Raw genomic sequence first — 21,107 nt, 5'->3', positions numbered from 1 at the left:
GGTAGCGGTTGCGTCGTGGTGTAGCCTGTCATGATTTGTATGCCCCCTGCGATGGGGAGGTATGCGACGCGTCATCATCGACACGGACACCGCCGGCGACGACACGCAGGCGATGCTGCTTTCCTGTCTCAGCGACCGGGTGACCGTCGAGGCGGTCACGGTCGTGGCCGGCAACGTGCCCTTCGACAGAGAGGTCGAGAACGCGAAATACACGCTGGGTCTCGCCGGTTCCCTCGACGTGCCCGTCTACGAAGGGGCGAGACAGCCACTGGTCAAGGAGTTCGAGCACGCGACGTACATCCACGGCGAGGGCGGCCTCGGCGGGGACCTGTTCCCCGACACCGACGTCGCGTCGGCGGCCGGCTTCGCCCCCGAGGAAATCGTCGACCGGTGTCGGGCGGCCCCGGGCGAAATCACGCTGCTCTGTATCGGGCCGCTGACGAATCTGGCGCTGGCCTACGCCCGCGAGCCCGACCTACCGGACCTCGTCGACGAGGTGTGGGTGATGGGCGGGAACGTCAACTGTGAGGGGAACGTCACCCCGGCCGCGGAGTTCAATCTGTGGGTCGACCCCGACGCCGCCAGTCGCGTCTTCGACGCCTTCGAGGTGACGCTCGTCGACTGGGGCCTGTGTCTCCGGGACGCGGTGGTCGGTCCATCCGAGTTCGATGCGATATCGGCGTTCGACACCGAACTGGCGTCGTTCTTCGAGTCGGTGACAGCGAAGGCCCGGGCGTTCAACAGCGATGGCCCCGACGACCCCGGATGGACGGCACTCCCGGACAGCGTCACCGCCGCGTTGCTGGCGTATCCGGAACTCCGCGAGGAGGTGGCGACGTATCACGTCGCGGTCGACGACCGCGAGGGACTCACCCGCGGGTACACCAGCGTCGACGTCAACGGCGTGACCGACGGGGACCCGAACACGCACGTCGTGGAGTCCGTCGACAGCGAGGCCTTCCAGGCGGTCATATACTCGCTGCTCGGGTCCCGGGACCCCGACAGCGGTATCGCGGCGGAGCCATAGCGGGACACGACACCAGCGAGCGGCGCGCGTCGGCGATGCCGCTTTCCGGCGGGCTGTCGTGGCAGTCCTGTTGCCGGGCGCTCTCCTTGGATTTTACTACGAGTGCGGCTCATGTCGGGATATGACACTCACAGACCGCCTGGACCAGTATCTCCGGACAGCGGGGCTGGAAGCCGTGTGGTTCGCCCGACCCAACTCCTTCGCGTGGCTCACCGGGGGCGGCGACAACGTCGTCGACCGGGAGGGCGACATCGGCGTCGCCGCCGCGGGCTACGACGGCGACGAGATACGGGTCGTCACCGACAACATCGAGGCGCCGCGGCTCCGCGACGAGGAACTCGACAGGGGTGTCGACGTGGAGACCTTCGACTGGCACGCGGACTCGCTGGCCGACGCCGTCGCGGAGACGAGCCCGACCCCGGCGGCGGCGGATTTCGACGTCCCCGGCTTCGAGTCGGTCGACGTCACAGGGCTCCGACAGCCACTGACAGAGGCGCAGGTCGAGCAGTACCGCGAACTCGGGCGGGACACCGCGGCGGCAGTCGAAACCGTCGCGCGGAAAGCCGAGCCCTCCCACACCGAACTCGACGTGACCGCGGGACTCCGGCAGGAACTCGAGGGCCGGGACATCGCTACGCCCGTCGTGCTCGTCGGCAGCGCCGCGCGGGCCCAGTCATACCGGCACTACACCTCGACCGACACGGAACTGGGCGACTACGCGCTCGTGTCGGTGACCGCCCAGCGGAACGGCCTGCACGTCAGCGCCACCCGCGCTGTCGCGTTCGACCCGCCGGAGTGGCTCGCGGAGCGAACCCGCAAGGCCACCCGAGTCGAGACCACGGCGCTGGCCGCGACACAGGCGGCCGGGCGAGATGGCGGCACAGCGGGCGACGTGTTCGAGGCCATCCAAGACGCCTACACCGAGGTCGGCTGGGAAGGCGAGTGGCGCAATCACCACCAGGGCGGCGCTGCGGGCTTTGCCGGCCGCGAGTGGATCGCCACGCCCGGACACGGGGCCGAGGTCGCGTTGCCACAGGGATACGCCTGGAACCCGACTATCGCCGGTGCGAAGAGCGAGGACACGTATCTCGTCTCATCCGACGACGTCGAGTTGCTGTCTGGGACCGGTGACTGGCCGACCGAGACGGTCTCGGCTGTCGGCTACGACCTCGAACTCCCGCGACACACGGTGCTTGACCTGTAGCGGCGGACCCTCTCCGCCCGGTTCGCGAAGAGAATTTACAACAGGTGTTGTATGAATCCGTGGGTTTAAGGAACGGCTCAGGCTACCCCTGTGTATGACCGCAGAGCGCGCCTGGTGGAAGGAAGCGGTCGTCTACCAGATTTATCCACAGAGCTTCAACGACAGTGACGGCGACGGCGTCGGCGACTTGCAGGGCATCATCGAGCGACTGGACTACGTGGCGGACCTCGGCGTGGACGTCATCTGGCTCAACCCCGTGTACCAGTCACCACAGGTCGACAACGGCTACGACATCAGCGACTACCGCGCCATCCACGAGGCGTACGGGACCCTCGAGGACTGGGAGGAACTGCTGGAGGAGATACACGCCCGGGACATGAAACTCGTCATGGACCTGGTGGTCAACCACACCTCCGACGACCACGAGTGGTTCGAGCGCTCGCGCCGAGACGACGAGGGCTACCGCGACTACTACATCTGGCGCGACGGCGACACCGACGAGGACGGCGAACCCGTCCCCCCGAACAACTGGACCACCGGCTTCGGCGGGTCGGCCTGGACCTACGACGAACGGGTCGGGGCGCAGTACCTCCATCTGTTTCACGAGCGCCAGCCGGACCTGAACTGGGAGAACCCCGACGTCCGCTCGGACATCTACGAGATGATCGACTGGTGGCTGGCGAAGGGCATCGACGGTTTCCGGATGGACGTCATCAACCTGATCTCCAAGCCGGAGGGACTGCCCGACGGCGACCCGGACGAGGGATGGGTCGGCATCGAGCACTTCGCTAACGGCCCGCGGACACAGGAGTTCCTCGAAGAGATGGCCGCCGAGACGTTCGACGAGTACGACTCGATGACGGTCGGCGAGTGCGTCGACATCGACGTCGACACCGCCGGCGACTACGTCAGCGCCGACGGGCCGCTCGACATGGTGTTTCACTTCGAACACATGCACCTCGACGACCAGGAGGGGTGGTGGGCCATCGAGGACTGGTCGCTGCCCGACCTGAAGTCGGTGATGGCGGAGTGGCAGACCGACCTCGACGGCTGGAACACCGTCTACCTGGGCAACCACGACCAGCCCCGCATCGTCTCCCGCTTCGGCGACGACGGAGAGTACCGCGAGGAGTCGGCGACCCTGCTGGCGACGTTCCTGCTCACACACCAGGGAACCCCGTTCCTGTTCCAGGGCGACGAGATCGGGATGACGAACTGCCCGTGGGAGTCCATCGAGGAGCTTCGCGACGCGGACGCGTCGAACCGCGTCAGACTCGCCCTGGAGTCGGGCGACATCGAGGACTACGCCGAGGCCCGCGACGTCGTCGAGTTCCGCTCGCGGGACAACGCCCGGACGCCGATGCAGTGGGACGACTCGGAAAACGCCGGCTTCACCGACGGCGACCCCTGGATAAAGGTCAATCCGAACTACGAGGACGTAAACGTCGCCGCGGCCGAAGCGGCCGAGGACGGAATCCTGTCGTACTACCGCGACCTCATCGACCTGCGGAGCGAACTGGACGTGCTCGTCTACGGCGAGTACGAACTGCTGTTGCCCGACCACGAGACGGTGTACGCCTACCGGCGGACGCTCGACGACCCGGCGGTCGACGTCGACGACGTGCTCGTCGTGTTGAACGTCTCGCCGACGGCCACGCGCGTCTCGGTACCGGTCGAGGCCGAGGCGACACTGCTGTTCGGGAACGAACTGGACGCGGCGACCGAAGCCGGCAGCCACGACGTCACCGACCTGGACCTGCGGCCGTACGAAGCGCGCCTCTACGAACTCTCATAAGTACAATGATCTCCGCTCAGATGCTATCCGACGGCGAACTGGACCGCGCGTGGTGGAAGGAAGCAGTCGTCTATCAGATATATCCCCGGAGTTTCAGTGACAGCGACGGTGACGGTGTCGGCGACCTGCGGGGCGTCATCGAGCGCCTGGACTACGTCGCCGACCTCGGGGTCGATGTCATCTGGCTCAACCCAGTGTACGACTCCCCGCAGAAGGACAACGGCTACGACATCAGCGATTACCGGGCCATCTACGACGAGTTCGGGACCATGGCCGACTGGGAAGCGCTGCTCGAGGCGGTCCACGACCGGGACATGCGGCTCGTGATGGACCTCGTCGTCAATCACACGTCGGACCGACACGAGTGGTTCCAGCGGTCCCGACAGCGCGACCCGGAGTACGAGGACTACTACATCTGGCGCGAGGGCGGCACCGACGGAGATGGCGACCCCGTGCCACCGAACAACTGGGAGTCGTTTTTCGGTGGCTCCGCCTGGGAGTACGACGAGGAGCGGGGCGAGTACTACCTGCACCTGTACGACGACTCCCAGCCGGACCTGAACTGGCGCAACGACGCCGTTCGGCAGGACGTCTTCGACACCATCGAGTGGTGGCTGGAGAGGGGCATCGACGGCTTCCGGATGGACGTCATCAATCTCCTGTCGAAGGTCGAGGGACTGCCCGACGGCGACCCGGACAGCGAGTGGGTCGGGTCCGAGCACTTCATCGACGGGCCGGAGCTGTCGTCGTATCTGACGGCGCTAGACGACGAGGTGCTGTCGAACTACGACGTGATGACCGTGGGCGAGATGCCACAGCTCACCGTCGAGTCGGCCCGGGAGTACGCCGGCGCTGACGGCCCGCTTGACATGGCGTTTCACTTCCAGCACACGAAGCTCGACTACGACGACGGCGAGCGGTGGTCGGTCGGCGACTGGAGCCTGCCGGAGCTGAAAACCATCGTCGACCGCTGGCAGGACGGGCTGGCGGCGGACGGCTGGAACGCCCTGTACTGGGAGAACCACGACCAGCCACGGAGCGTCTCCCGCTACGGCGACCCCGAGAACTACCGCCGGGAATCCGGGAAGCTGCTCGGGACGTTCATCCTCACGCTCCGTGGCACGCCCTACATCTACCAGGGCCAGGAACTCGGGATGACAAACGCCGACTGGGACGCGATGGGCGACCTCCGCGACGTCGACGCCATCAACCACGCACAGGAACTCCTCGACCGTGACGGCGTCGAGGGCTACGAGGACGTGAACGACGTCGTCGGCTACCGAACCCGCGACAACGCCCGAACGCCGATGCAGTGGGACGACTCGGAAAACGCCGGCTTCACCGACGGCGACCCCTGGATAAAGGTCAATCCGAACTACACAGCGGTCAACGCCGCCAACCAGCGGATAGACGAGGGGTCCGTCTACAGCTACTACCGGCGGCTCATCCAGTTGCGCTCCGACCGCGATGTCTTGGTGTACGGGGACTACACCGACCTGCTCCCCGACCACGAGACCGTCTTCGCCTTCACGCGGTCGCAGTCGACGGACTCGGGGACCGAGCGGGTCCTCGTCGTCCTGCACTTCGACGACGTGACCGAGACCGTCGAGCTCCCGGTGGAGTACGCCGATGCCACGCTGCTTGAGAGCAATTACGGCCGCGACGACACGAGCCCGAAGACGGTGACGCTCGCGCCGTACGAGGCCCGTATCTACGAGCTGTTCGACTGAGTCCCCGCCTCTGTAAGGGCTGGGGCGAGGCACAGATTGAAGACGCGCCCGTCACCACCACGTGATATGTATCTCGCCGACGAGACCTGGCCGGACCTCAGCGAGTATTTCGAGACTGAGTCGCTGGCGCTCGTCCCGCTCGGGTCGACCGAACAGCACGGACCGCACCTCCCGGAGGGGACGGACCACCTCATCGGAGAAGCGTTCGCGCGGGCGGCCGCTGACCGAACCGGCTTCCTCTGTACGCCGACAATCAACGTCGGCGTGAGCCCCCATCACAGGCAGTTCCACGGCACGATGTGGGTCGACGCGCCGGCGTTTCGAGACTACGTCGAGTCGTTCACCCGGAACCTGGCGTACCACGGCATCGACCGGGTCATCTACGTGAACGCCCACGGCGGGAACGTCGAGCACCTCCGGGAGGTCGGCCGGCGACTCCGGGACGACGAAGTGCTGTACGCCATCGAGTGGATGTGGAACGAGAGCATCCCGGACCTCGTGGACGACCTGTTCGAGCAGAACGGCCCCCACGGCGGCCCGAAGGAGACGGCCATGATTCAACACCTGCGCGCCGAACTGGTTCACGACGACCGGCTCGAAGACGCGCGCGACGGCGGAATCGCGAGCGTCGAGGCGGCAGAGACGGAGAAGTACGGCTCGCGGACCTTCTACGACGCCGCCGACAACACCGACAACGGCGTCCTGGGCGACCAGACCGACGCGACGGCCGAGAAGGGCGCGGAGATGTTCGACGCCGCGACCGAACAGCTCGTCAGGCTCTGTGAGTGGCTCGACGCCCAGGCGTTCGAAGACCTGCTGCCGAAGCCACACGTGTGACATCCTCCCCACGCGAAAGCGCGAGGTGTCCACGAAGTGGATAGGAACGCAGGGCTGTCAGCGGTCACTGCTCGGCCCCGTCGCGACCCGATACTATCGACCCGCTGATAGTTGGGTTTTTGCGACAGGAGGGAGTACACGGCGTATGGCCCTCCTTCTGTTCCCCGGCATGCCCGGAGGCATCGAACTGCTCATCGTCCTCATCATGATGGGGCTGTTCCTCGTCGTTCCACTCGCACTGGTCGTGGCCGCGTACCTGTATGGGAAGCGCCGCGGCAGAGCCGAAGCGAGTGAGTCAGCCGACTCGTAGCCAATCGCCGGACGGCGGTCAATCGGTAGGTAACGGGCCTGTCGCGGCGAATCGACTCGTTTATCGGTCCCACTCTACGAGGGCAATGTGTGTCCCCACCCCGTCCACATCCCGAGTCGCTTCGTAGCCGAGCGTTCGAGATAACGGTCGACGACGGCCGAGAGACCTTCCACGCGCTCAGTATCGAACACGCCGACTCCGAGACGGAGTGGCTCATCTCCGATACGGTGTGTGCGCTCGAGAACATGCGGTAGCGACCGGCAGTCAGTCGCGTCTCGGCGCTACGATAGCGTGCTGCGCTGCGTCTGGAAACCCGGACCGCCGTTCTCGGGCGTCTCGGTGGTCACTCCTCGGAGAAGCGCCGCCAGACCGGCACGAACACACCGAAGAACGAGCCAGCGAGTAAGGCCGCGGCCGCGATAGCTAGCTCTCGACCTTCTACGCCGAATACGTCGTACAGAACCCGGAGGACGATGATGACCCCGAGTCCCCAGAGGGCGAACGCGGTTCGCTCTTTCCAGGACAGCCCACCGCTGCGGAACACACTCTGTCTCCACAACAGACGGTGTCAAATCCTGCGGTTCAGACGCGGCGTCTGGCACGCGGTGTGCGATATGTGTTCACACAGTTTACAGCCGCTGCAACCGAGCCGGGCCATGCTGGCACACCGGGCTCGGTTATCACTCGGTCGGAACGGGACCGGTCCCGATGGCGTCCCGAACCGCGCCCTCGAACTCCTGGCGGTCGGCGAAGTACGACACGTCGACGTCCTCAAGGACTGTGGCGAGTTTCTGGGGGCCGTCCGGCGTCCGGATTGTCGTGTCCCCCTCACGGGCGACGATAGTGCTGTGTTCGATGCCCCACGTGAGCCGCGCCGAGACGCGGGCCAGTGGCGCACCGGCAACGTCGGGTCCGTCACCGAGTTCGACAGCCGGCTCTTCCGCGTCTTCGCTTTCGTCGTCGCTCATACCCGAACTGTGCCCGTCGGCCTGATTAGTGCTTTCGGAACGGCTCGCGCGGTCCTTTTGCCGGCGTACGCGCGTGCCCGCGTCATGCGGGCGTCTGACGGGTAGTTTTATCCGATGTAGCAGTAGTATACCCCATGACTAGTCTCACCGACGTGTACGAGGGGGAGGTCGGGCGCGTCGCGTCGCGTCGCCAGCAACTCGTCGGGACAGCGCTGTTTCTCGCAGGGACTGCCGGACTCGTCGGGGCGATAGCCCTCGCGACGACCGGCGTCGGCGGCAGATACGGGCTGGACGCCTACGCGGCCAGACGCATCGCAGGCATCATCGCCGGGCTCGGGCTACCGGCAGTCATCCTCGGCGTGTTCGCGGTGTTGCCGGCCAGCCGTCGGATCCGGCTGACTGCCATCGGTGCCACGGGCGTCGCAGCGGTCGGCGTCGGGCTGTTCCAGTCGCTGTACCCCTACAACTGGACCAGCAGCGACCCGCTGCTGGCGCTGCTTACCGGCTGTGTGTACTTCGCTGGTATCGTGACGACGTTCTGGTGTCTGTTCGCGTCGCTCGCGACGTTCAAGACGCGCAACGACCCCGGCGGGACGGCACGCATGGAGGTTACAGAGGAGGGGACGATTCGCCTCGTCGAGGAAGCCCGGACGCTGCCGGGGCTGGGCGGCATCGGTTTCTTCGGACAGGACCCGGACGGCGCAGTCGAGACGCAGACGAACCGGGCGAGTGCGGCCGGCGAGGGCGCTGTCAGCGACGGCGGGACCGGACAGGGCTCGGGTGAGACACGCGCGGCCAACGGCCGCAGTCGGCAGCCGGCGGCTGAGACACAGTCCGACAGCGCCCAGTCACAGCGGCGGTCGAAGGGCACTACGGCGACGGAGCGACGGTCGGACCGTCGAGGGGGCACTCGCGCGAACACCGGCCAGCGAAACGCCGGGTCGCACGCGACGGGCGGGACCGGTCCCTCGGAGAACGCACTCGACCCGAGGATAGCTGAGGCCGGCCCGGAAGCGTCGCCGTCGACCGACGGCGGCACGGCGACGACGGGACACGACGCGATCACCGAGACGGCGGTCCATCGGGGCGAACCGGACACCTACTGCGGGAACTGCCGGCATTTCCAGTACGTGATGCAGGACGGCGACATCGAGCCGTACTGTTCGTTCCACGGCGAGGTCATGGACGATATGGACGCCTGCTCGGCGTGGGTCCGCAACGACTGAGACGCTCCGGACCCTGTTCTACCGCTCGTTCCGCGCTGCACAGCGACGGGGACCATCAGAACTGTCCCGGCGAAACCGGGCGTTTAACACGGTCGGCAGGCAAACGGTGGTACTACAATGGAGTTTTGCGACGAATGCGGTTCGATGATGAAAACGGACGACGAGAGCTGGGTCTGTGGCAGTTGCGGGTACGAGAAGACTCGAAACGCCGAGACCGAACAGGAGATGGCTGTCACCACGCAGGGCCAGGAGGAGTCGGAGGTCGTCGACACCTCCGAGGTCGATGCCGAAGACATGGGGCCGACGACGGGTGCCCGCTGTCCCGAGTGTGGCAACGAGCGAGCCTTCTACGAGATGAAGCAGATCCGCGCGGCCGACGAGTCGGAGACGCGCTTTTTCACCTGCACCGAGTGCGAACACAAGTGGCGAGAGGACGACCACTGAGGCCAGACAGTGCCCACTGACCCCGCGTACCCGGACGTCCCCACCGGCCAGTTACGCGACGGCGGCTGGGAGCTCGTCGACGAGAGTGTCGAGACCGTCTTCAAGTTGCCGACGGCCCGCGTCGAGGGGGCAACGAAGGTGTACGACGCTGTAGAGACGCGCGAGGCCGTCCGGAACGCAATCGGGCTCGACCACCAGTGGCGGTTCTTCTTCGCGACCGCACTGTCGTTTACGCCGCCGCTTGCGCCGGGTATCGGACCGGCGATGATTCTCCCGAAGGTCCGCTCGGAGGCCCAGTCGGCCTTCGCCGATGAACTGAGGGACAGGGGGTTCGAGTCGATCGAGCGCGGACGCAGCGAACGGGTCCGCGTCGACAGCGGCGACCGTGCCCGGCTCCGGACCTACAGCGCCGAACTCGACCTCGCTGTCGGCGCGACGCTGTCGATCACCGGCTGGGTCGGCGTCTGGCACGGCGACGGCTTCCGCATCGCCGCCGGGGCGTATCCCGACCGGTCGCTGGCGACGCTGCTGGATGTCGAGAACCCGCCCGAACCGCTCCGGCGGACGCCGTCGGACTACCGGTCCGAACTGCTGGCCCTCATCCGCGCCGTGGCGTAAGCGCCAGCAACGCGCCTTCGAGGAACAGCTCTATCGGACCGAACCCGAGCCGTTGTGCGAGCGAACTCGGAACGGCGTCCGCGCCGAGGCGGGCGACGGGCGCTCCGCGGACGCGGATTTCGGCCGTCAGTCCGGCGGCAGCCAGTGCCGCGGCGGCGTCCGTTCCCCCCACCGGTCGGTCACGCCAGAGGTCGAGTGCCGCCCCGAAAGCCGGCAGGTCGACGGCGACGAGGTCGTCGTACCCGCGGACGGTAAAGGCGACCCCGTCCCGCTCGACGGTCAGGTCGGCGTCGACGAGGAGGTCCGGCTTTCGCTCGATCAGGTCGAACAGATCACCGACCGCCTTCGCCGTAGTGACCACTGTCAGTCGTTATCGCGTGTCGTGATGGTGAGCGTGCCGTCGACGCGCCAGCGTGCGTGTTCGGCGCCCTCGCCGGCCTTGCTCGGAACGTCGACCTCCATGTCGTCAAAATCATACGTTATCTCGGCGTTGCGCCCCGTCAGGCGGTCGTAGAGCCCGATAGCGAGGTCGGGCCAGGTTGTCGTCTCCGTCGGCGTTTCTGATTCGCTCATACGATACCATGTACGTGCTACTACATGTTTAAAACCGACCCCAACGATAGGGGTCTGGCAGACAGACGCGGCAGTCAGGGCCGCCGCGCGAACGTCAGGTAGCCGGTGTGACCGACGCCGCCGGTCGAGGGGCGGGAGCCGCGGTCGTCGAAGTCCATCTCCCGCTGGATGGTGTCCAGCGTCTCGATGCCGTCGAGGCCGACCTCGGTGGCCGTCGCCACGACCTCGCGCGTGTTCTCCACGAACGGGGAGTACACCGCCAGGGACCCGCCGCGGTCAAGCAGCGTGGGCGTCCGCTCGACCACGGCAGGGGCGTCCTCGGTGTCGAGCGTCAACACGTCAAACCCCGAGAGGTCGTCGAGGTCGTCGGTGACGTCGCCGGTCCGGACCTCGACGGTGTCCGCGACGCCGGCGATCGCCATGTTCTGGCGCGCGACCTCGGCGAACTCGGGGTCCTGCTCGTAGGTGACCACGTCAGCGCCGATGCGGCCCATGTACGCGCTGAGGATGCCGGTCCCGGTGCCGGCATCGAGGACGCGGTCCGCGGCGGCCACGCCGGTCTTGCCGACGACCAGCCCCACGTCGCGGGGCATCATCGGCGCGCCGGTGCGTTCGAGGTGGGTGAACAGGTCCGGGCCACGCAGCCGGCGGACGGTGAAGCCGGTGCCCAGATGGGTCTCGACGACGTCACCCGGTGCCACGTCCTCGGGCACCTCCAGAATGCCGAGGTCGGACTCGAACCGCTCGCCGGGGTCCAGCAGGTACTCGCGGTCCTCGTGGACGAAGAGGTACGCCACGCTACTCCAGTTCGTCGACCGCGTCCGCGAGGTCGCCGTCGTTGGCTTCCAGCGCCTCTCGCGCGGTGTCCTCGTCGACGCCGGCCCGCATGGCGACGAGTTCGACGTCGTCCTCGTCGACGCCGGAGTCGCTGTCGCCCTCGTCAGCGTCGTCAGCCTCCTCGGCCGCGGCTGAGCCCTCGCCGGAACCGAGTTCGCGGCTCTCTGGTTCCCCGACGACCTGGTACGTTTTCTGGCCCTGGGCTTCCATGAGCTGGACCTCCGCGTCGTCGAATACGAGTTCCTCCTCGGGCGTGCGGATAATCACTTCCTGCGCATCGATGTCCTCCATGTCGATGCCCATCTGTTCCATCATCTGTTTCATCTTGCGCGGGTTCATCCCGCCGCCTCCGCCAAACATACGTGTGACTGGCGGGCCAGGGCAGAAAAGCGTAGCGACCCGGACTCGAATCATCGTTCGGCCTCTCAGCCATCCAAACCGGCACGCTCCAGCGCCTTCGTAACAATTCTAAGGCTCGCCCGTCCATCCCCGCCGTGTCACTGCTGTCTATCTTCGCCACGGCCATCCTCCCGGTCGTCGTCGTCGCGGCGGCCGGCTTCGCGCTCGGTCGGATGAAAGGCACCGACCCCGACGCGCTCAACACCATCACGGTGTACGTCCTCGCGCCCGCGCTCGTCGTCCACAGCCTGACCACGTCGGCGCTGGCCGGCGACACGATTCTGAGCGTCGTTCTCGCCGTCCTGCTGTTCACCGCGGCGATGCTCGCCGTCGCGGAGGCCGTCGGCCGGCTGACCGGCCACTCGGAACCCCTGCTCGGCGCGTTCGTTCTCGTCGCCGTGTTTCCCAACACCGGGAACTACGGCATTCCGCTGGCGGATTTCGCCTTCGGTGCGACGGGGCGGAGCACGGCCGTCCTCGTCACCGCACTGCAGGGCGTGTTGCTCTACACCGTCGGCATCTACATCGCTGCCCGGGGAAACGCTAGCAGTCCGCTTGCGGACATGCGCCGCGTGTTCGGCGTCCCGCTCGTCTACGCCGTCGTCGTCGCGCTCGCGCTCCGCTGGCTCGGCGCGGTTCCGCCGGCGGATTCAACGCTGATGCAGACGCTGGAACTGCTCGGGAACGCCTCGATTCCGGTGATGTTGCTCATTCTCGGCATCCAGCTGTCGAGCGTCGACGGGGACAGCAGTCTCGAGTCGGTCGGCACCGCCAGCGCGATGAAACTCCTCCTGGCCCCGGTGCTCGCGTTCGCGGCGGTGCTCGCGGTCGGGTTCCAGAACCAGACGGTCGCACGGGTCGTCGTGCTCCTGCTGGCGACACCGACCGGCGTGACGACGATCATCCTCGTCGGCGCGTTCAGTCACGGGACCGGGGAGCGCTCGCCGGGCGAACTCGTCAGCGCGACCGTGTTCCTGACGACCGTCGTCAGCGCAGTGACGGTCACAGTGTTGGTCTGGCTGTTGCAGTCCGGGTGGATGCTGTGACTACTCCTCGGCGAATATCCGGATGTCGTCGGTGTAGATCTCGATAAAGTGGTTCGACCCAGCCCGAACGTCGAACCGTTCGATAGCGAGGTCGCGGGTCCGCGTTGGACCGCCGTCGACGGTGACGGTAAGCGTGTACTGCCCGGGTGTGTGAAGGCCAGGGTCGTACTCCACGGCTTCGTCGGCCGTCAGTGGGACCGTCTTATCGAGTACCGTCGTTCCGTCGTCCGTGAGGGTGAGCGAGACTGTCAGTTCGTCGTCCGTGCTGTTGTGGACGACGAACAGGATCGGGTCCTCTGGCGGCGGTGTCACCGTCGGCGTTGCCGCGCCTCGTGACGGTGTGGCGGTGGGCGTCGATGGTTTGTCCGCTACCGAGGGGTCACTACCGGGAGCGCCACAGCCCGCAATCGGGGAGAGCGCGAGGGCGGTGAGAAGCGTTCGACGGCGCATATCGCTCGTCTCGAAGGGAGCGGCAAGTGCTTTCTCAGTCCTCAGCGCCCTGCCGGACCTTCACGGCCATCCCCGTCTCGAAGTCGTCCATGCCGCTGCCGGGCAGTTCCGCGCGGCCGACGGCGAGCAGATAGCCGTCCTCGTGGACGACGAGGGCTTCGTCGCCCGGTCGAAGCGCCGGGTCGGCCGACTGGACGAACTTCGCGAAGGCGTTGCGGCCCTCGCGGATGAACGGCTCGCTCTCGTCGCCGACGACGACGCGGTGTCGCGGCGCTTCGAAGGCATCGAGGAGTCGGCTCCCGCCAGCGAGTCCCAGTCGGAAGCGACCGTCGTCGCCGTAGGTGGCGACGCGGCCGTCCGTGGTATGGACCTGCCGCGGCCGGCCGGAACTGGTGTGTGTTACGTCGAGAGCGTCAGGGCCTGCGAACAGCGCCGTCCCGCCGCCACCGCCGAACTGGTAGTCGGCCGCACGCCGGAGTCCGCGGAGCTCGTCGTCACTCATTGCCCGTGTTCGATGCCGTGTCATAAACCGCCTTTCGGTCTGTCCGTCTCGCTGTCGGGACCACTCTTCGATGTGTCGAGAACACTCTTCGAAGAAATGAAACGCGTGCCCGACCGTGGCTGCCCGAACCACGGTCGACCGAACACGTGTGGCGATGTCGAATGCCACTCCCCCCAGTCCGGCCCGAATCAACGGTCCGGCGCTATGGGGACGGAGCCTGGACCCGGAATGCCGCTGGTCCGCTCCGTCGGTCGCCCCGGCCCGAGTAGGCGGGGCGAGTGCCTCTGTATCCAATCCGCGGTCAGAGTTCCGACCACGATGCCTGGAACTGCGGTGGGTCTCCGGTTCGCGCCTGTCCTGTGACGGGCAGCCGCGAGGGTGTACCGACATTGCTCGGCACGCGACAACACGTCGTCTGTGTGACCCACCTGATGGGGGGCACTACGAGGGGATGTATGTACTGCTTCAGTTATGCAGGTGGACCCAGGATACCGTTCTACCGACTGGAGACAGTATCTCCCGAAAAAATAGGCTCTGTTGAAACCCTCAATCGGTGCTATGTTTCACCAGTTGTGCTGAATACACAGCGCAAATGCAGCATTCTCTCTCCGCCGATTAGTGTGAAAGGCTTCACTTACTACAAAAGAGGTGACTCTCAAACGAGCACCCGACTGAAGAGGAGGTCCTCACCGAATCCGATCAACGAGAAGGCTTATTAGAAGTGATTTCTTCGCCCGAATATGCAATTGCCTCGGCGGGCAGTCCTAGCAACTCTCGCAGGGTTCGGAAGCGGCTGTCTCAGTTCTCGCCGCGCCGCAACGCCGACATCAGAACCTGACACGGACAGCGACGGGGTTCCCGACCACATGGACGACTATCCGACCGATGCCCGCAGGGCGTTCGAGGACTTCCATGCGGAAGGAACCCAGACGCTCCAGCCCGGTGAGTTCTCGGCTATTGCGCTCACGAACTCGCCACAGGCCAGTGGCAAGGTCCTTCATTACGATGTCACCGTCGAGGGCGACAGGGCGGTCGACTGCCTCGTGTTCGAGCGGGAGGCGTACGACGCCTATGAGGACGGTGCCCGCGACGCCCAATTCGTCGCAGAATACAGCCGAACAGGGGTCACCGAGACGACCCTGATTCGCACACTTGATCGAGGTGAGTACGTCTTCTCGCTAGATTACACTGAACAGGCGACCGCCCCTGGCGAGGAGAGTGTTACCGTGACCCGTCTAGTCGAACTCAGCGAATCTGCCGGTGACTGAAATATCCTCTATGTCTCGCACGCTGGTTTTGACAGATTCCAGGAATATCGCATCGAGCGTGCAATGATACATCGCGCGTATGCAGCACGACGTCCCGGCTGGATGGTCGTGAGTCACTCAGTTGCTCGTCACACTATCGTGGTGTGAAAATGCTGCCAGTTCACATTGGTGGGCGCCCTCTATGAGCATGGAGAGATCAGCAAATGAGTCAAGCCACAGAGGTCGAGCAAAACAAGCAACTTGTCAGCCGCGCCATCACTGAGATAATCAGCGAGGGTAACTTCGACGTCGTCGACGAGATACTCGCCGAGGACTTCGCCCAGTACGGCGGCGTGAGCGGCGACCTGCAGGGAACGAACGCCCTGGAGGAGTGGATGGAGCAGGTGTACGCCGGTTTCTCCGACTTCGAGGCCACAGAGGAGTTCAGCCTCTGCGAGGACGACTTCGTCGCCACCCGGGTCACCTACTCGGGCACCCACGACGGCGAGTTCATGGGCATCCCCGCCACAGACGAGTACGTCGAGATCACCGGAATCACTATCTTCCGCGTCGAGGACGGACGGATCGTCGAGGGGTGGGTGGAGACCGACACCCTCGGGATCCTTCAGCAGGTCGGCGCGATGGACGGCCCCGCGGCCTGAGTAAACGGGAGTCACCGCGAGGAACCGGCCCGCGTAACAGTTTTTTGTGGACCCCACCAGGAAAGCGGATTTTCAGTTGTCAAGGTATTGCCCCCGTCGTGCAAGAGCCATGCTCTATATTCAGCACGCCACATCTGTCAAACGCTGTGGATTTCAACAGAGCCGAAAATATGGTCATTGGTGCCTCGTACCATACTTTCGGCCGGCGATTTTGGAGAAATTTATACCGGATGACTTCCAAGTAACAGATGATATGGCTACGGACACGCGGAAAGTGATTCTGGGCGCTGTTCTGCTGGCAATCAGCACCGTGCTCATTCTTGGTACAGGGGCAATCGACATCGGTATCCCGGCCGCCGCTGGAGCGCTGGCTGCGCTGGGACTGGCCGCTGGCTCCCTCCTCGTCGGAACGTCAGAGGACGGTCGCCCGGTCTAACCGCTCTGAAGGCCCTTCTTCCGAGGACAACCGAACCGCACGTAGATGTACATCCGGGAGTCAAGCGGATACGGCAGTCAGACCAGCGGGTGGGCACAGGGGCAGAGACCGCCCGCACACTTGCAACTATAGCAGGAACCGGTCGGAGTCGTCGCTCATATCGATGAACCCGTCGACGGCTGCTTTGAGGTCTTCGGAGGACGACTCCTCGAATCCCATCGCTTCGACGCGACAACCCTCGTGACGGAGGTACCGACAGACGCGAGCGAAGTCGCCGTCGCCGGTACAGAGCACCACCGTGTCGACGTGATTCGCCAGCGAGACGGCGTCGAGGCTCATCCCGACGTCCCAGTCGGCCTTCTTCGACCCGTCCTGGAACGTCTTGATATCCTTGATGCGCGTCTCGAAGCCGATGTCGACCAGCGCTTCGAAGAAGGTCTCCTCCTCGGGCGAATCCGCTCGGATGACGTAGGCGATAGCGCGGGTCAGCTCGCGGTCGTCGACGGCCTCTTGCAGGAGTGCGTCGTAGTCGATGTTCCGCGAGTAGAGACTCCGGGCAGTGTGATAGAGGTTTTGCGCGTCGGCCAGTACGGCCACGCGCTGTCCCGGATGGGAAACTGTCATATCTGGTCTTCGATATCGCCCGGAATATGCTTTCGGGATACAGTCGCGAAATAGGCCGATAACTACGCCGCAACTAACCAGTTGCTGGCGGATGTGACAGGTTCCTGGAGCGGACTGGTCAGGACAGGCAATCTACTTCCTGCGTATTTCACACAGCCCTCGATGGGAGTTCCGGCACAGTGTCGAAGGCGACAGCGAGAACACAAAAGCTAAGTCGGTCACACGTGGTTACTCGACCATGCGACGACGCCATCAGTCCGGAACCGCCTCAGGGCACCCCGGTGAGTGCGTCGTCCGCGCGAAACGCAAACCGCCGTTTTAGTGGCTCGTGGCGGACGTGGCGACTCCGTCTCGGGTCGGACCATCTGACAGACACCAGCGGGCCGGCACTCGCACCGCCTCCGACCGGACAACCTAACCCACAGCGACACCACACACTCAGCAATGACAGCTATCGACTTCCACGGCGTGTTCCCGGCGATGTGCACGCCGTTCCACCAGGACGGCAGTATCGACTTCGAAACGCTCAGAGACGACGCCCAGCGGCTCGAATCCGCCGGCGTGGACGGCCTCGTCCCCGTCGGCTCAACCGGCGAGTCGGCGACGCTCTCTCACGACGAACACATCGAGGTCGTCGAGGCGGTCATCGACGCCGTCGACGACGTGCCGGTCATCGCCGGCTCGGGGTCGAACAACACCAAGGAAGCGCTGGAGTTGTCCCGGCGCTCCGCCGAAGCCGGCGCCGACGCCCTCCTGCTCATCTCGCCGTACTACAACAAGCCCGAACAGCAGGGGTTCATCGACCACTACACCACGCTGGCCGATGCCGTCGACCTGCCACAGATAGTGTACAACGTCCCCTCGCGGACGGGCCAAAACATCGAGCCCGACACGGCGGTCGAGCTCGCCGCACACCCGAACATCCGGGCCTACAAGGCCGCGAGCGGGGACATGAACCAGATTTCGGAGATCATCGAGCGCACCAGAGACGAGGACTTCGCGGTGCTGTCCGGCGACGACGGTATGACGTTGCCGATGCTGTCGGTCGGCGGGACCGGCTGTATCTCCGTCTCGGCCAACATCGAACCGGAGCGCACCTGCGCGATGGTCGGGGCGGCCCTTGCCGACGACTTCGAGCGCGCTCGCCAGATCCACCACGAACTCGGCCCGCTGTTCCGCGCGATATTCGTCGAGACCAACCCCATCCCCGTCAAGGAGGCCATGCGGATCAGGGGCTACAGCCCGGCGTATCTCCGCTCGCCGCTGACCCGCCTCTCGGACGAACACCTCGACCACCTGCGTGACGTGCTGGCGACCCTCGAAACCGAAGACCTCGAAGACGAGTACGCGGAGGCCGAGCGATGACGCGGGTGGCGGTCAACGGCGTCACCGGCCAGATGGGCGGGGCCGTCATCGAGGCCGCCACCGACAGCGAGGTCGTGGTCGGCTTCGCGACCAGCGAGACGGACGCGGTCGACGGCGTCCCGGTCGTCAACCCGGCCGATGCAGCCGAGGCGCTCCGGGAGTACGACGTGGACGTTGTGGTCGATTTCGCCGTCCCCGAAGGTGCGCTGACCGTCGCCGAGGCCTGTGTCGAAGCGGGCGTCCCGATGGTCGTCGGGACCACCGGCTTCGACGAGGGCGGGCTGGCCAGCCTGCGAGACGCAAGCGAGGCGATTCCGCTGTTGAAGGCGACCAACTTCTCGCAGGGAATCCAGGTCCTCCAGCGACTCGTCAGTGAGGCGGTCGGGACGCTCGACGAGTACGACCTCGAACTCATGGAGACCCACCACAACCGCAAGGTCGACGCCCCGTCGGGGACGGCTAACAGCATCCTCGAGGTCATTCAGGCGGAGCGCGACGTGGAACCGGTGTACGGCCGTGAGGGACACGCCCCACGCGACGACGACGAGATAGGCGTGTTCGCCCGTCGGGCCGGCGACATCCGCGGCGAACACGAGCTCGTGCTGGCCGGCAACGACGAAGTACTCTCGCTCTCCCATCGGGCCGAGGACCGCGGCGTGTTCGCCGCCGGCGCACTCGACGCGGCGACGTGGCTCGTCGGTCGCGACGCCGGGTGGTACGAGTTCAGTGAAGTCGTGGACGCCTGAGCGAGCGCGCCACAGCGACGGCGGGACTATTTCTCGACGGCCCCACTCGCAGCCCATGGATTGCTGTTTTAGACGGCTCGGAAAGCAGCCGCGCGTATCGAAACCCGCTATTCGGGAAATATGAATATGTGTTAATACACACTCGAAGACCTCCCTCGATATTACGGTTAGCCTTATACGTCGGAATTGCCGAACGTCGTGTATGGCTACGAACCAGCGCATCCAACTGCCAGCGACCGATTGCCCGCGGTGTTCCGGCGAGTTCGAAGCGACGGCGCCGCGAATCAGCATGTGCCACGATTGCGGGTACATCCCCGGCCACGGGGCGGACTGAAAACGGCACGCGACCAGCGGAATGAGTCACAGTAGCACAGCCGCGTCGAAACCCCGGTAGGTAAGCCCCCGGCGTCGCAACCGGGTGGTATGAGCCTCGAAGCCGACATCGACGACCTCTGGCAACGGAAACAGGACGGGCTATCAGCGACTGACGCGACCGACGACCACCTCGCCGTACTCGCGGAGTTCCTCGCGGCGCTGGAGGCCGGCGAGGTCCGCGCCGCGGAGAAGTCCGGCGGCGAGTGGGAGGCCAACGCCTGGGTCAAACAGGGTATTCTGCTGAACTTCGGCCTGCGCGAGACCGTCGCCCGCGAGTACGGCGGCGTCGACTACCACGACGTGCTCCCGCTTCGGGAGACCGCGGACCTCGGCGAACGGGGCACCCGTAACACGCCGGACGGGACGACAATCCGCCGGGGCGCGTACCTCGGCGAGGACTGCATCATGATGTCGCCCTCGTTCGTCAACATAGGAGCGTACGTCGGCGACGGGACGCTCGTCGACTCCTGTGACACCGTCGGCTCCTGTGCCCAGATCGGCGAGAACGTCAAGCTGGGCGCGAACACGCTCATCGGCGGCGTTCTCGAACCGGTCGAGAACGCGCCGGTCATCGTCGAGGACGAGGTGTCGCTGGGGGCCGGCTGTCGCGTCACCAGCGGTTTCGTCGTCGGCGAGGGGTCGATTGTCGGCGAGAACACGCTCCTGACGCCGCGGATTCCGGTGTACGACCTCGTCGAGGACGAGGTGCTGTACGGCGAACTGCCCCCGGAGCGGCGCGCGTTCCAGCGGTTCGTCGATTCCTCGGTCGGCGAGAACGACCTGATTCCCGGCGGGGCGTACAAGCCCGCCGTCGTGGCGACTGACGTCGAGGAGGAGACGCTGGAAGCGACGGAGAGAGAAGACGCGCTTCGGGAGTAGCGAGGCGCTACGCGCCTCGAAATGCGAGCGGCGAAGCCGCGAGCAGCGAAGTTCTGAGCGAAGCGAAGAACCTCGACACGCGAGCGGGGAACGGAAGTGACCCGCGAGCGGCGAACTGAACGTCGCAACCTCGACACGCGAGCAGCGACAGGCGCGAAGCGAGAAAATCCAAAACCTGATTCTCACGGGTATCTGACCCCGGCCGACCTGTAAGGCCACATTACCGGGGCTGCACTATCGGCTGTTATTTGGTACCATGGAACACACTACCTCGTATGAGCCAGCAACACGCTAGCGCTCGCGTCGCAAGCCTGCTGCGGTTCAGATGGGTCGCCGGGGCAGCGAGCGGGCTGGTCGCCGGTGTCGGCATGGGGGTCGTCTTCCATGCGGGGGCGAACCTCATGCCGTTCATCGGAGCGCTGTACGGGTGGCCTACAGTCGTCGGCGGGTGGGTCGTTCACCTGGTGAACAGCGCCGTCGCCGGGTTGGTGTTCGCGGTCATCGTCTCCCGGCCGGTTCTGCGGGAGCAGACGACCTCGGCGGCCGAGAGTGTGGCCGCGGGGGTCGTGTACGCGGCCGCTATCGGACTGATATCGACCGGCATCCTGTTGCCGATTTCGATGAATGCCCTCGGCGTCCAGTCGTTCCCGGAGCCGCTGGTGCCGCTGCCGGGGATGCTCGGGACCTTCCTCGTTATCGTCTCGGTCGGCGTCGCGCATCTGGTGTACGGCCTGCTGCTGGGTGGGACATACGCGCTGTCCCGGGAGCGACTCGCGGCGGAGACGGTCCCGACGGAGGGGTAGCGAC

The 21,107-nt window shown here is 65.6% G+C and carries 28 protein-coding genes; 19 read left to right on the top strand and 9 right to left on the bottom strand.

Annotation, left to right across the window (positions count from 1 at the left end):
- The first annotated feature begins 61 nt into the window (after nucleotides 1-61).
- The 7 genes from KZ498_RS08095 (at nucleotide 62) to KZ498_RS08065 (ending at nucleotide 7,157) form a co-directional block, all read left to right on the top strand.
- Entirely contained in the window at nucleotides 62-1,027 is a 966-nt protein-coding gene (locus KZ498_RS08095) for a nucleoside hydrolase (RefSeq protein WP_312618180.1), read from the top strand.
- Between the two features lie 121 nt (nucleotides 1,028-1,148).
- A complete protein-coding gene (locus KZ498_RS08090; protein ID WP_312618179.1) occupies nucleotides 1,149-2,231 on the top strand; it encodes a M24 family metallopeptidase in 1,083 nt (360 codons plus the stop codon).
- A gap of 94 nt (nucleotides 2,232-2,325) precedes the next feature.
- Nucleotides 2,326-4,026, top strand: a complete 1,701-nt coding sequence (locus KZ498_RS08085; protein WP_312618178.1) for an alpha-glucosidase — start codon at nucleotides 2,326-2,328, stop codon at nucleotides 4,024-4,026.
- Nucleotides 4,027-4,046: 20 nt separating this feature from the next.
- Complete coding sequence (locus tag KZ498_RS08080) at nucleotides 4,047-5,756, top strand: alpha-glucosidase (RefSeq protein ID WP_312618177.1); 1,710 nt, start codon at nucleotides 4,047-4,049, stop codon at nucleotides 5,754-5,756.
- Nucleotides 5,757-5,822: 66 nt separating this feature from the next.
- Nucleotides 5,823-6,593 (top strand): creatininase family protein, encoded by a 771-nt coding sequence (locus KZ498_RS08075; RefSeq protein ID WP_312618176.1) that lies wholly within the window; start codon nucleotides 5,823-5,825, stop codon nucleotides 6,591-6,593.
- Nucleotides 6,594-6,738: 145 nt separating this feature from the next.
- Nucleotides 6,739-6,903, top strand: a complete 165-nt coding sequence (locus KZ498_RS08070) for a hypothetical protein (protein WP_312618175.1) — start codon at nucleotides 6,739-6,741, stop codon at nucleotides 6,901-6,903.
- An 89-nt stretch (nucleotides 6,904-6,992) separates the two neighbouring features.
- On the top strand, nucleotides 6,993-7,157 hold the full coding sequence (locus KZ498_RS08065) for a hypothetical protein (RefSeq protein WP_312618174.1): 165 nt from the start codon (nucleotides 6,993-6,995) through the stop codon (nucleotides 7,155-7,157).
- 89 nt (nucleotides 7,158-7,246) lie between these two features.
- Here KZ498_RS08065 and KZ498_RS08060 read toward each other — a convergent pair whose 3' ends face one another.
- Nucleotides 7,247-7,447 (bottom strand): hypothetical protein, encoded by a 201-nt coding sequence (locus KZ498_RS08060; protein WP_312618173.1) that lies wholly within the window; start codon nucleotides 7,445-7,447, stop codon nucleotides 7,247-7,249.
- Nucleotides 7,448-7,583: 136 nt separating this feature from the next.
- Nucleotides 7,584-7,871, bottom strand: coding sequence for a DUF5789 family protein (locus KZ498_RS08055; protein ID WP_312618172.1), 288 nt, complete (start codon nucleotides 7,869-7,871; stop codon nucleotides 7,584-7,586).
- A 134-nt stretch (nucleotides 7,872-8,005) separates the two neighbouring features.
- On the opposite strand from KZ498_RS08055, the gene KZ498_RS08050 reads away from it, so the two are divergent.
- The 3 genes from KZ498_RS08050 to KZ498_RS08040 all read left to right on the top strand — a co-directional run bounded on the left by KZ498_RS08050 (nucleotide 8,006) and on the right by KZ498_RS08040 (nucleotide 10,159).
- A complete protein-coding gene (locus KZ498_RS08050; RefSeq protein WP_312618171.1) occupies nucleotides 8,006-9,097 on the top strand; it encodes a hypothetical protein in 1,092 nt (363 codons plus the stop codon).
- A gap of 117 nt (nucleotides 9,098-9,214) precedes the next feature.
- The gene (locus KZ498_RS08045) at nucleotides 9,215-9,541 is read left to right on the top strand and encodes a transcription factor S (RefSeq protein WP_312618170.1); all 327 of its coding nucleotides are present in this window, start codon (nucleotides 9,215-9,217) and stop codon (nucleotides 9,539-9,541) included.
- A 9-nt stretch (nucleotides 9,542-9,550) separates the two neighbouring features.
- Entirely contained in the window at nucleotides 9,551-10,159 is a 609-nt protein-coding gene (locus KZ498_RS08040; protein WP_312618169.1) for a hypothetical protein, read from the top strand.
- On the opposite strand, the gene KZ498_RS08035 is transcribed toward KZ498_RS08040, so the two are convergent.
- The 4 genes from KZ498_RS08035 to KZ498_RS08020 all read right to left on the bottom strand — a co-directional run bounded on the left by KZ498_RS08035 (nucleotide 10,140) and on the right by KZ498_RS08020 (nucleotide 11,929).
- Nucleotides 10,140-10,520, bottom strand: coding sequence for a hypothetical protein (locus KZ498_RS08035; RefSeq protein ID WP_312618168.1), 381 nt, complete (start codon nucleotides 10,518-10,520; stop codon nucleotides 10,140-10,142). The genes KZ498_RS08040 and KZ498_RS08035 overlap by 20 nt on opposite strands.
- A gap of 2 nt (nucleotides 10,521-10,522) precedes the next feature.
- On the bottom strand, nucleotides 10,523-10,732 hold the full coding sequence (locus KZ498_RS08030; RefSeq protein ID WP_312618167.1) for a hypothetical protein: 210 nt from the start codon (nucleotides 10,730-10,732) through the stop codon (nucleotides 10,523-10,525).
- Between the two features lie 74 nt (nucleotides 10,733-10,806).
- Nucleotides 10,807-11,529 carry a methyltransferase domain-containing protein gene (locus tag KZ498_RS08025; RefSeq protein WP_312618166.1) on the bottom strand — a complete coding sequence of 241 codons (723 nt, stop codon included), beginning with the start codon at nucleotides 11,527-11,529 and terminating at the stop codon, nucleotides 10,807-10,809.
- A 1-nt stretch (nucleotide 11,530) separates the two neighbouring features.
- Entirely contained in the window at nucleotides 11,531-11,929 is a 399-nt protein-coding gene (locus KZ498_RS08020; protein WP_312618165.1) for a nascent polypeptide-associated complex protein, read from the bottom strand.
- 134 nt (nucleotides 11,930-12,063) lie between these two features.
- Between KZ498_RS08020 and KZ498_RS08015 the strand changes: the two genes are divergently transcribed.
- The gene (locus KZ498_RS08015; protein ID WP_312618164.1) at nucleotides 12,064-13,014 is read left to right on the top strand and encodes an AEC family transporter; all 951 of its coding nucleotides are present in this window, start codon (nucleotides 12,064-12,066) and stop codon (nucleotides 13,012-13,014) included.
- Here the strand turns inward: KZ498_RS08015 and KZ498_RS08010 are convergent, their stop codons facing one another.
- Together KZ498_RS08010 and KZ498_RS08005 are read right to left on the bottom strand one after the other, a co-directional pair.
- Nucleotides 13,015-13,464, bottom strand: a complete 450-nt coding sequence (locus KZ498_RS08010) for a hypothetical protein (protein ID WP_312618163.1) — start codon at nucleotides 13,462-13,464, stop codon at nucleotides 13,015-13,017. It abuts the gene before it with no gap.
- A gap of 34 nt (nucleotides 13,465-13,498) precedes the next feature.
- The gene (locus tag KZ498_RS08005) at nucleotides 13,499-13,966 is read right to left on the bottom strand and encodes a PUA domain-containing protein (protein ID WP_312618162.1); all 468 of its coding nucleotides are present in this window, start codon (nucleotides 13,964-13,966) and stop codon (nucleotides 13,499-13,501) included.
- Between the two features lie 740 nt (nucleotides 13,967-14,706).
- Between KZ498_RS08005 and KZ498_RS08000 the strand changes: the two genes are divergently transcribed.
- The 3 genes from KZ498_RS08000 to KZ498_RS07990 all read left to right on the top strand — a co-directional run bounded on the left by KZ498_RS08000 (nucleotide 14,707) and on the right by KZ498_RS07990 (nucleotide 16,311).
- The gene (locus KZ498_RS08000; RefSeq protein ID WP_312618161.1) at nucleotides 14,707-15,234 is read left to right on the top strand and encodes a hypothetical protein; all 528 of its coding nucleotides are present in this window, start codon (nucleotides 14,707-14,709) and stop codon (nucleotides 15,232-15,234) included.
- A 203-nt stretch (nucleotides 15,235-15,437) separates the two neighbouring features.
- On the top strand, nucleotides 15,438-15,875 hold the full coding sequence (locus KZ498_RS07995) for an ester cyclase (RefSeq protein WP_312618160.1): 438 nt from the start codon (nucleotides 15,438-15,440) through the stop codon (nucleotides 15,873-15,875).
- Between the two features lie 253 nt (nucleotides 15,876-16,128).
- Entirely contained in the window at nucleotides 16,129-16,311 is a 183-nt protein-coding gene (locus KZ498_RS07990) for a hypothetical protein (RefSeq protein ID WP_312618159.1), read from the top strand.
- 126 nt (nucleotides 16,312-16,437) lie between these two features.
- Here the strand turns inward: KZ498_RS07990 and KZ498_RS07985 are convergent, their stop codons facing one another.
- Entirely contained in the window at nucleotides 16,438-16,935 is a 498-nt protein-coding gene (locus tag KZ498_RS07985) for an NYN domain-containing protein (protein WP_312618158.1), read from the bottom strand.
- Between the two features lie 444 nt (nucleotides 16,936-17,379).
- On the opposite strand from KZ498_RS07985, the gene dapA reads away from it, so the two are divergent.
- The 5 genes from dapA (at nucleotide 17,380) to KZ498_RS07960 (ending at nucleotide 21,103) form a co-directional block, all read left to right on the top strand.
- Entirely contained in the window at nucleotides 17,380-18,300 is a 921-nt protein-coding gene (gene dapA / locus KZ498_RS07980) for a 4-hydroxy-tetrahydrodipicolinate synthase (RefSeq protein WP_312618157.1), read from the top strand.
- Entirely contained in the window at nucleotides 18,297-19,046 is a 750-nt protein-coding gene (gene dapB, locus KZ498_RS07975) for a 4-hydroxy-tetrahydrodipicolinate reductase (protein WP_312618156.1), read from the top strand. Before dapA ends, dapB begins: the two co-directional genes overlap by 4 nt.
- Before the next feature lie 202 nt (nucleotides 19,047-19,248).
- Entirely contained in the window at nucleotides 19,249-19,380 is a 132-nt protein-coding gene (locus tag KZ498_RS07970) for a hypothetical protein (protein ID WP_312618155.1), read from the top strand.
- An 89-nt stretch (nucleotides 19,381-19,469) separates the two neighbouring features.
- A complete protein-coding gene (locus tag KZ498_RS07965; protein WP_312618154.1) occupies nucleotides 19,470-20,300 on the top strand; it encodes a 2,3,4,5-tetrahydropyridine-2,6-dicarboxylate N-succinyltransferase in 831 nt (276 codons plus the stop codon).
- Nucleotides 20,301-20,575: 275 nt separating this feature from the next.
- Complete coding sequence (locus tag KZ498_RS07960) at nucleotides 20,576-21,103, top strand: hypothetical protein (protein WP_312618153.1); 528 nt, start codon at nucleotides 20,576-20,578, stop codon at nucleotides 21,101-21,103.
- Nucleotides 21,104-21,107: the final 4 nt, after the last annotated feature.

The sequence above is a fragment of the Haloarcula sp. 1CSR25-25 genome (genome assembly GCF_032027985.1).
GTDB lineage: Archaea > Halobacteriota > Halobacteria > Halobacteriales > Haloarculaceae > Haloarcula.
The sequence above is the reverse complement of the archived record's forward strand: the minus strand, read 5'-3'. Positions and strand labels throughout refer to the sequence as shown.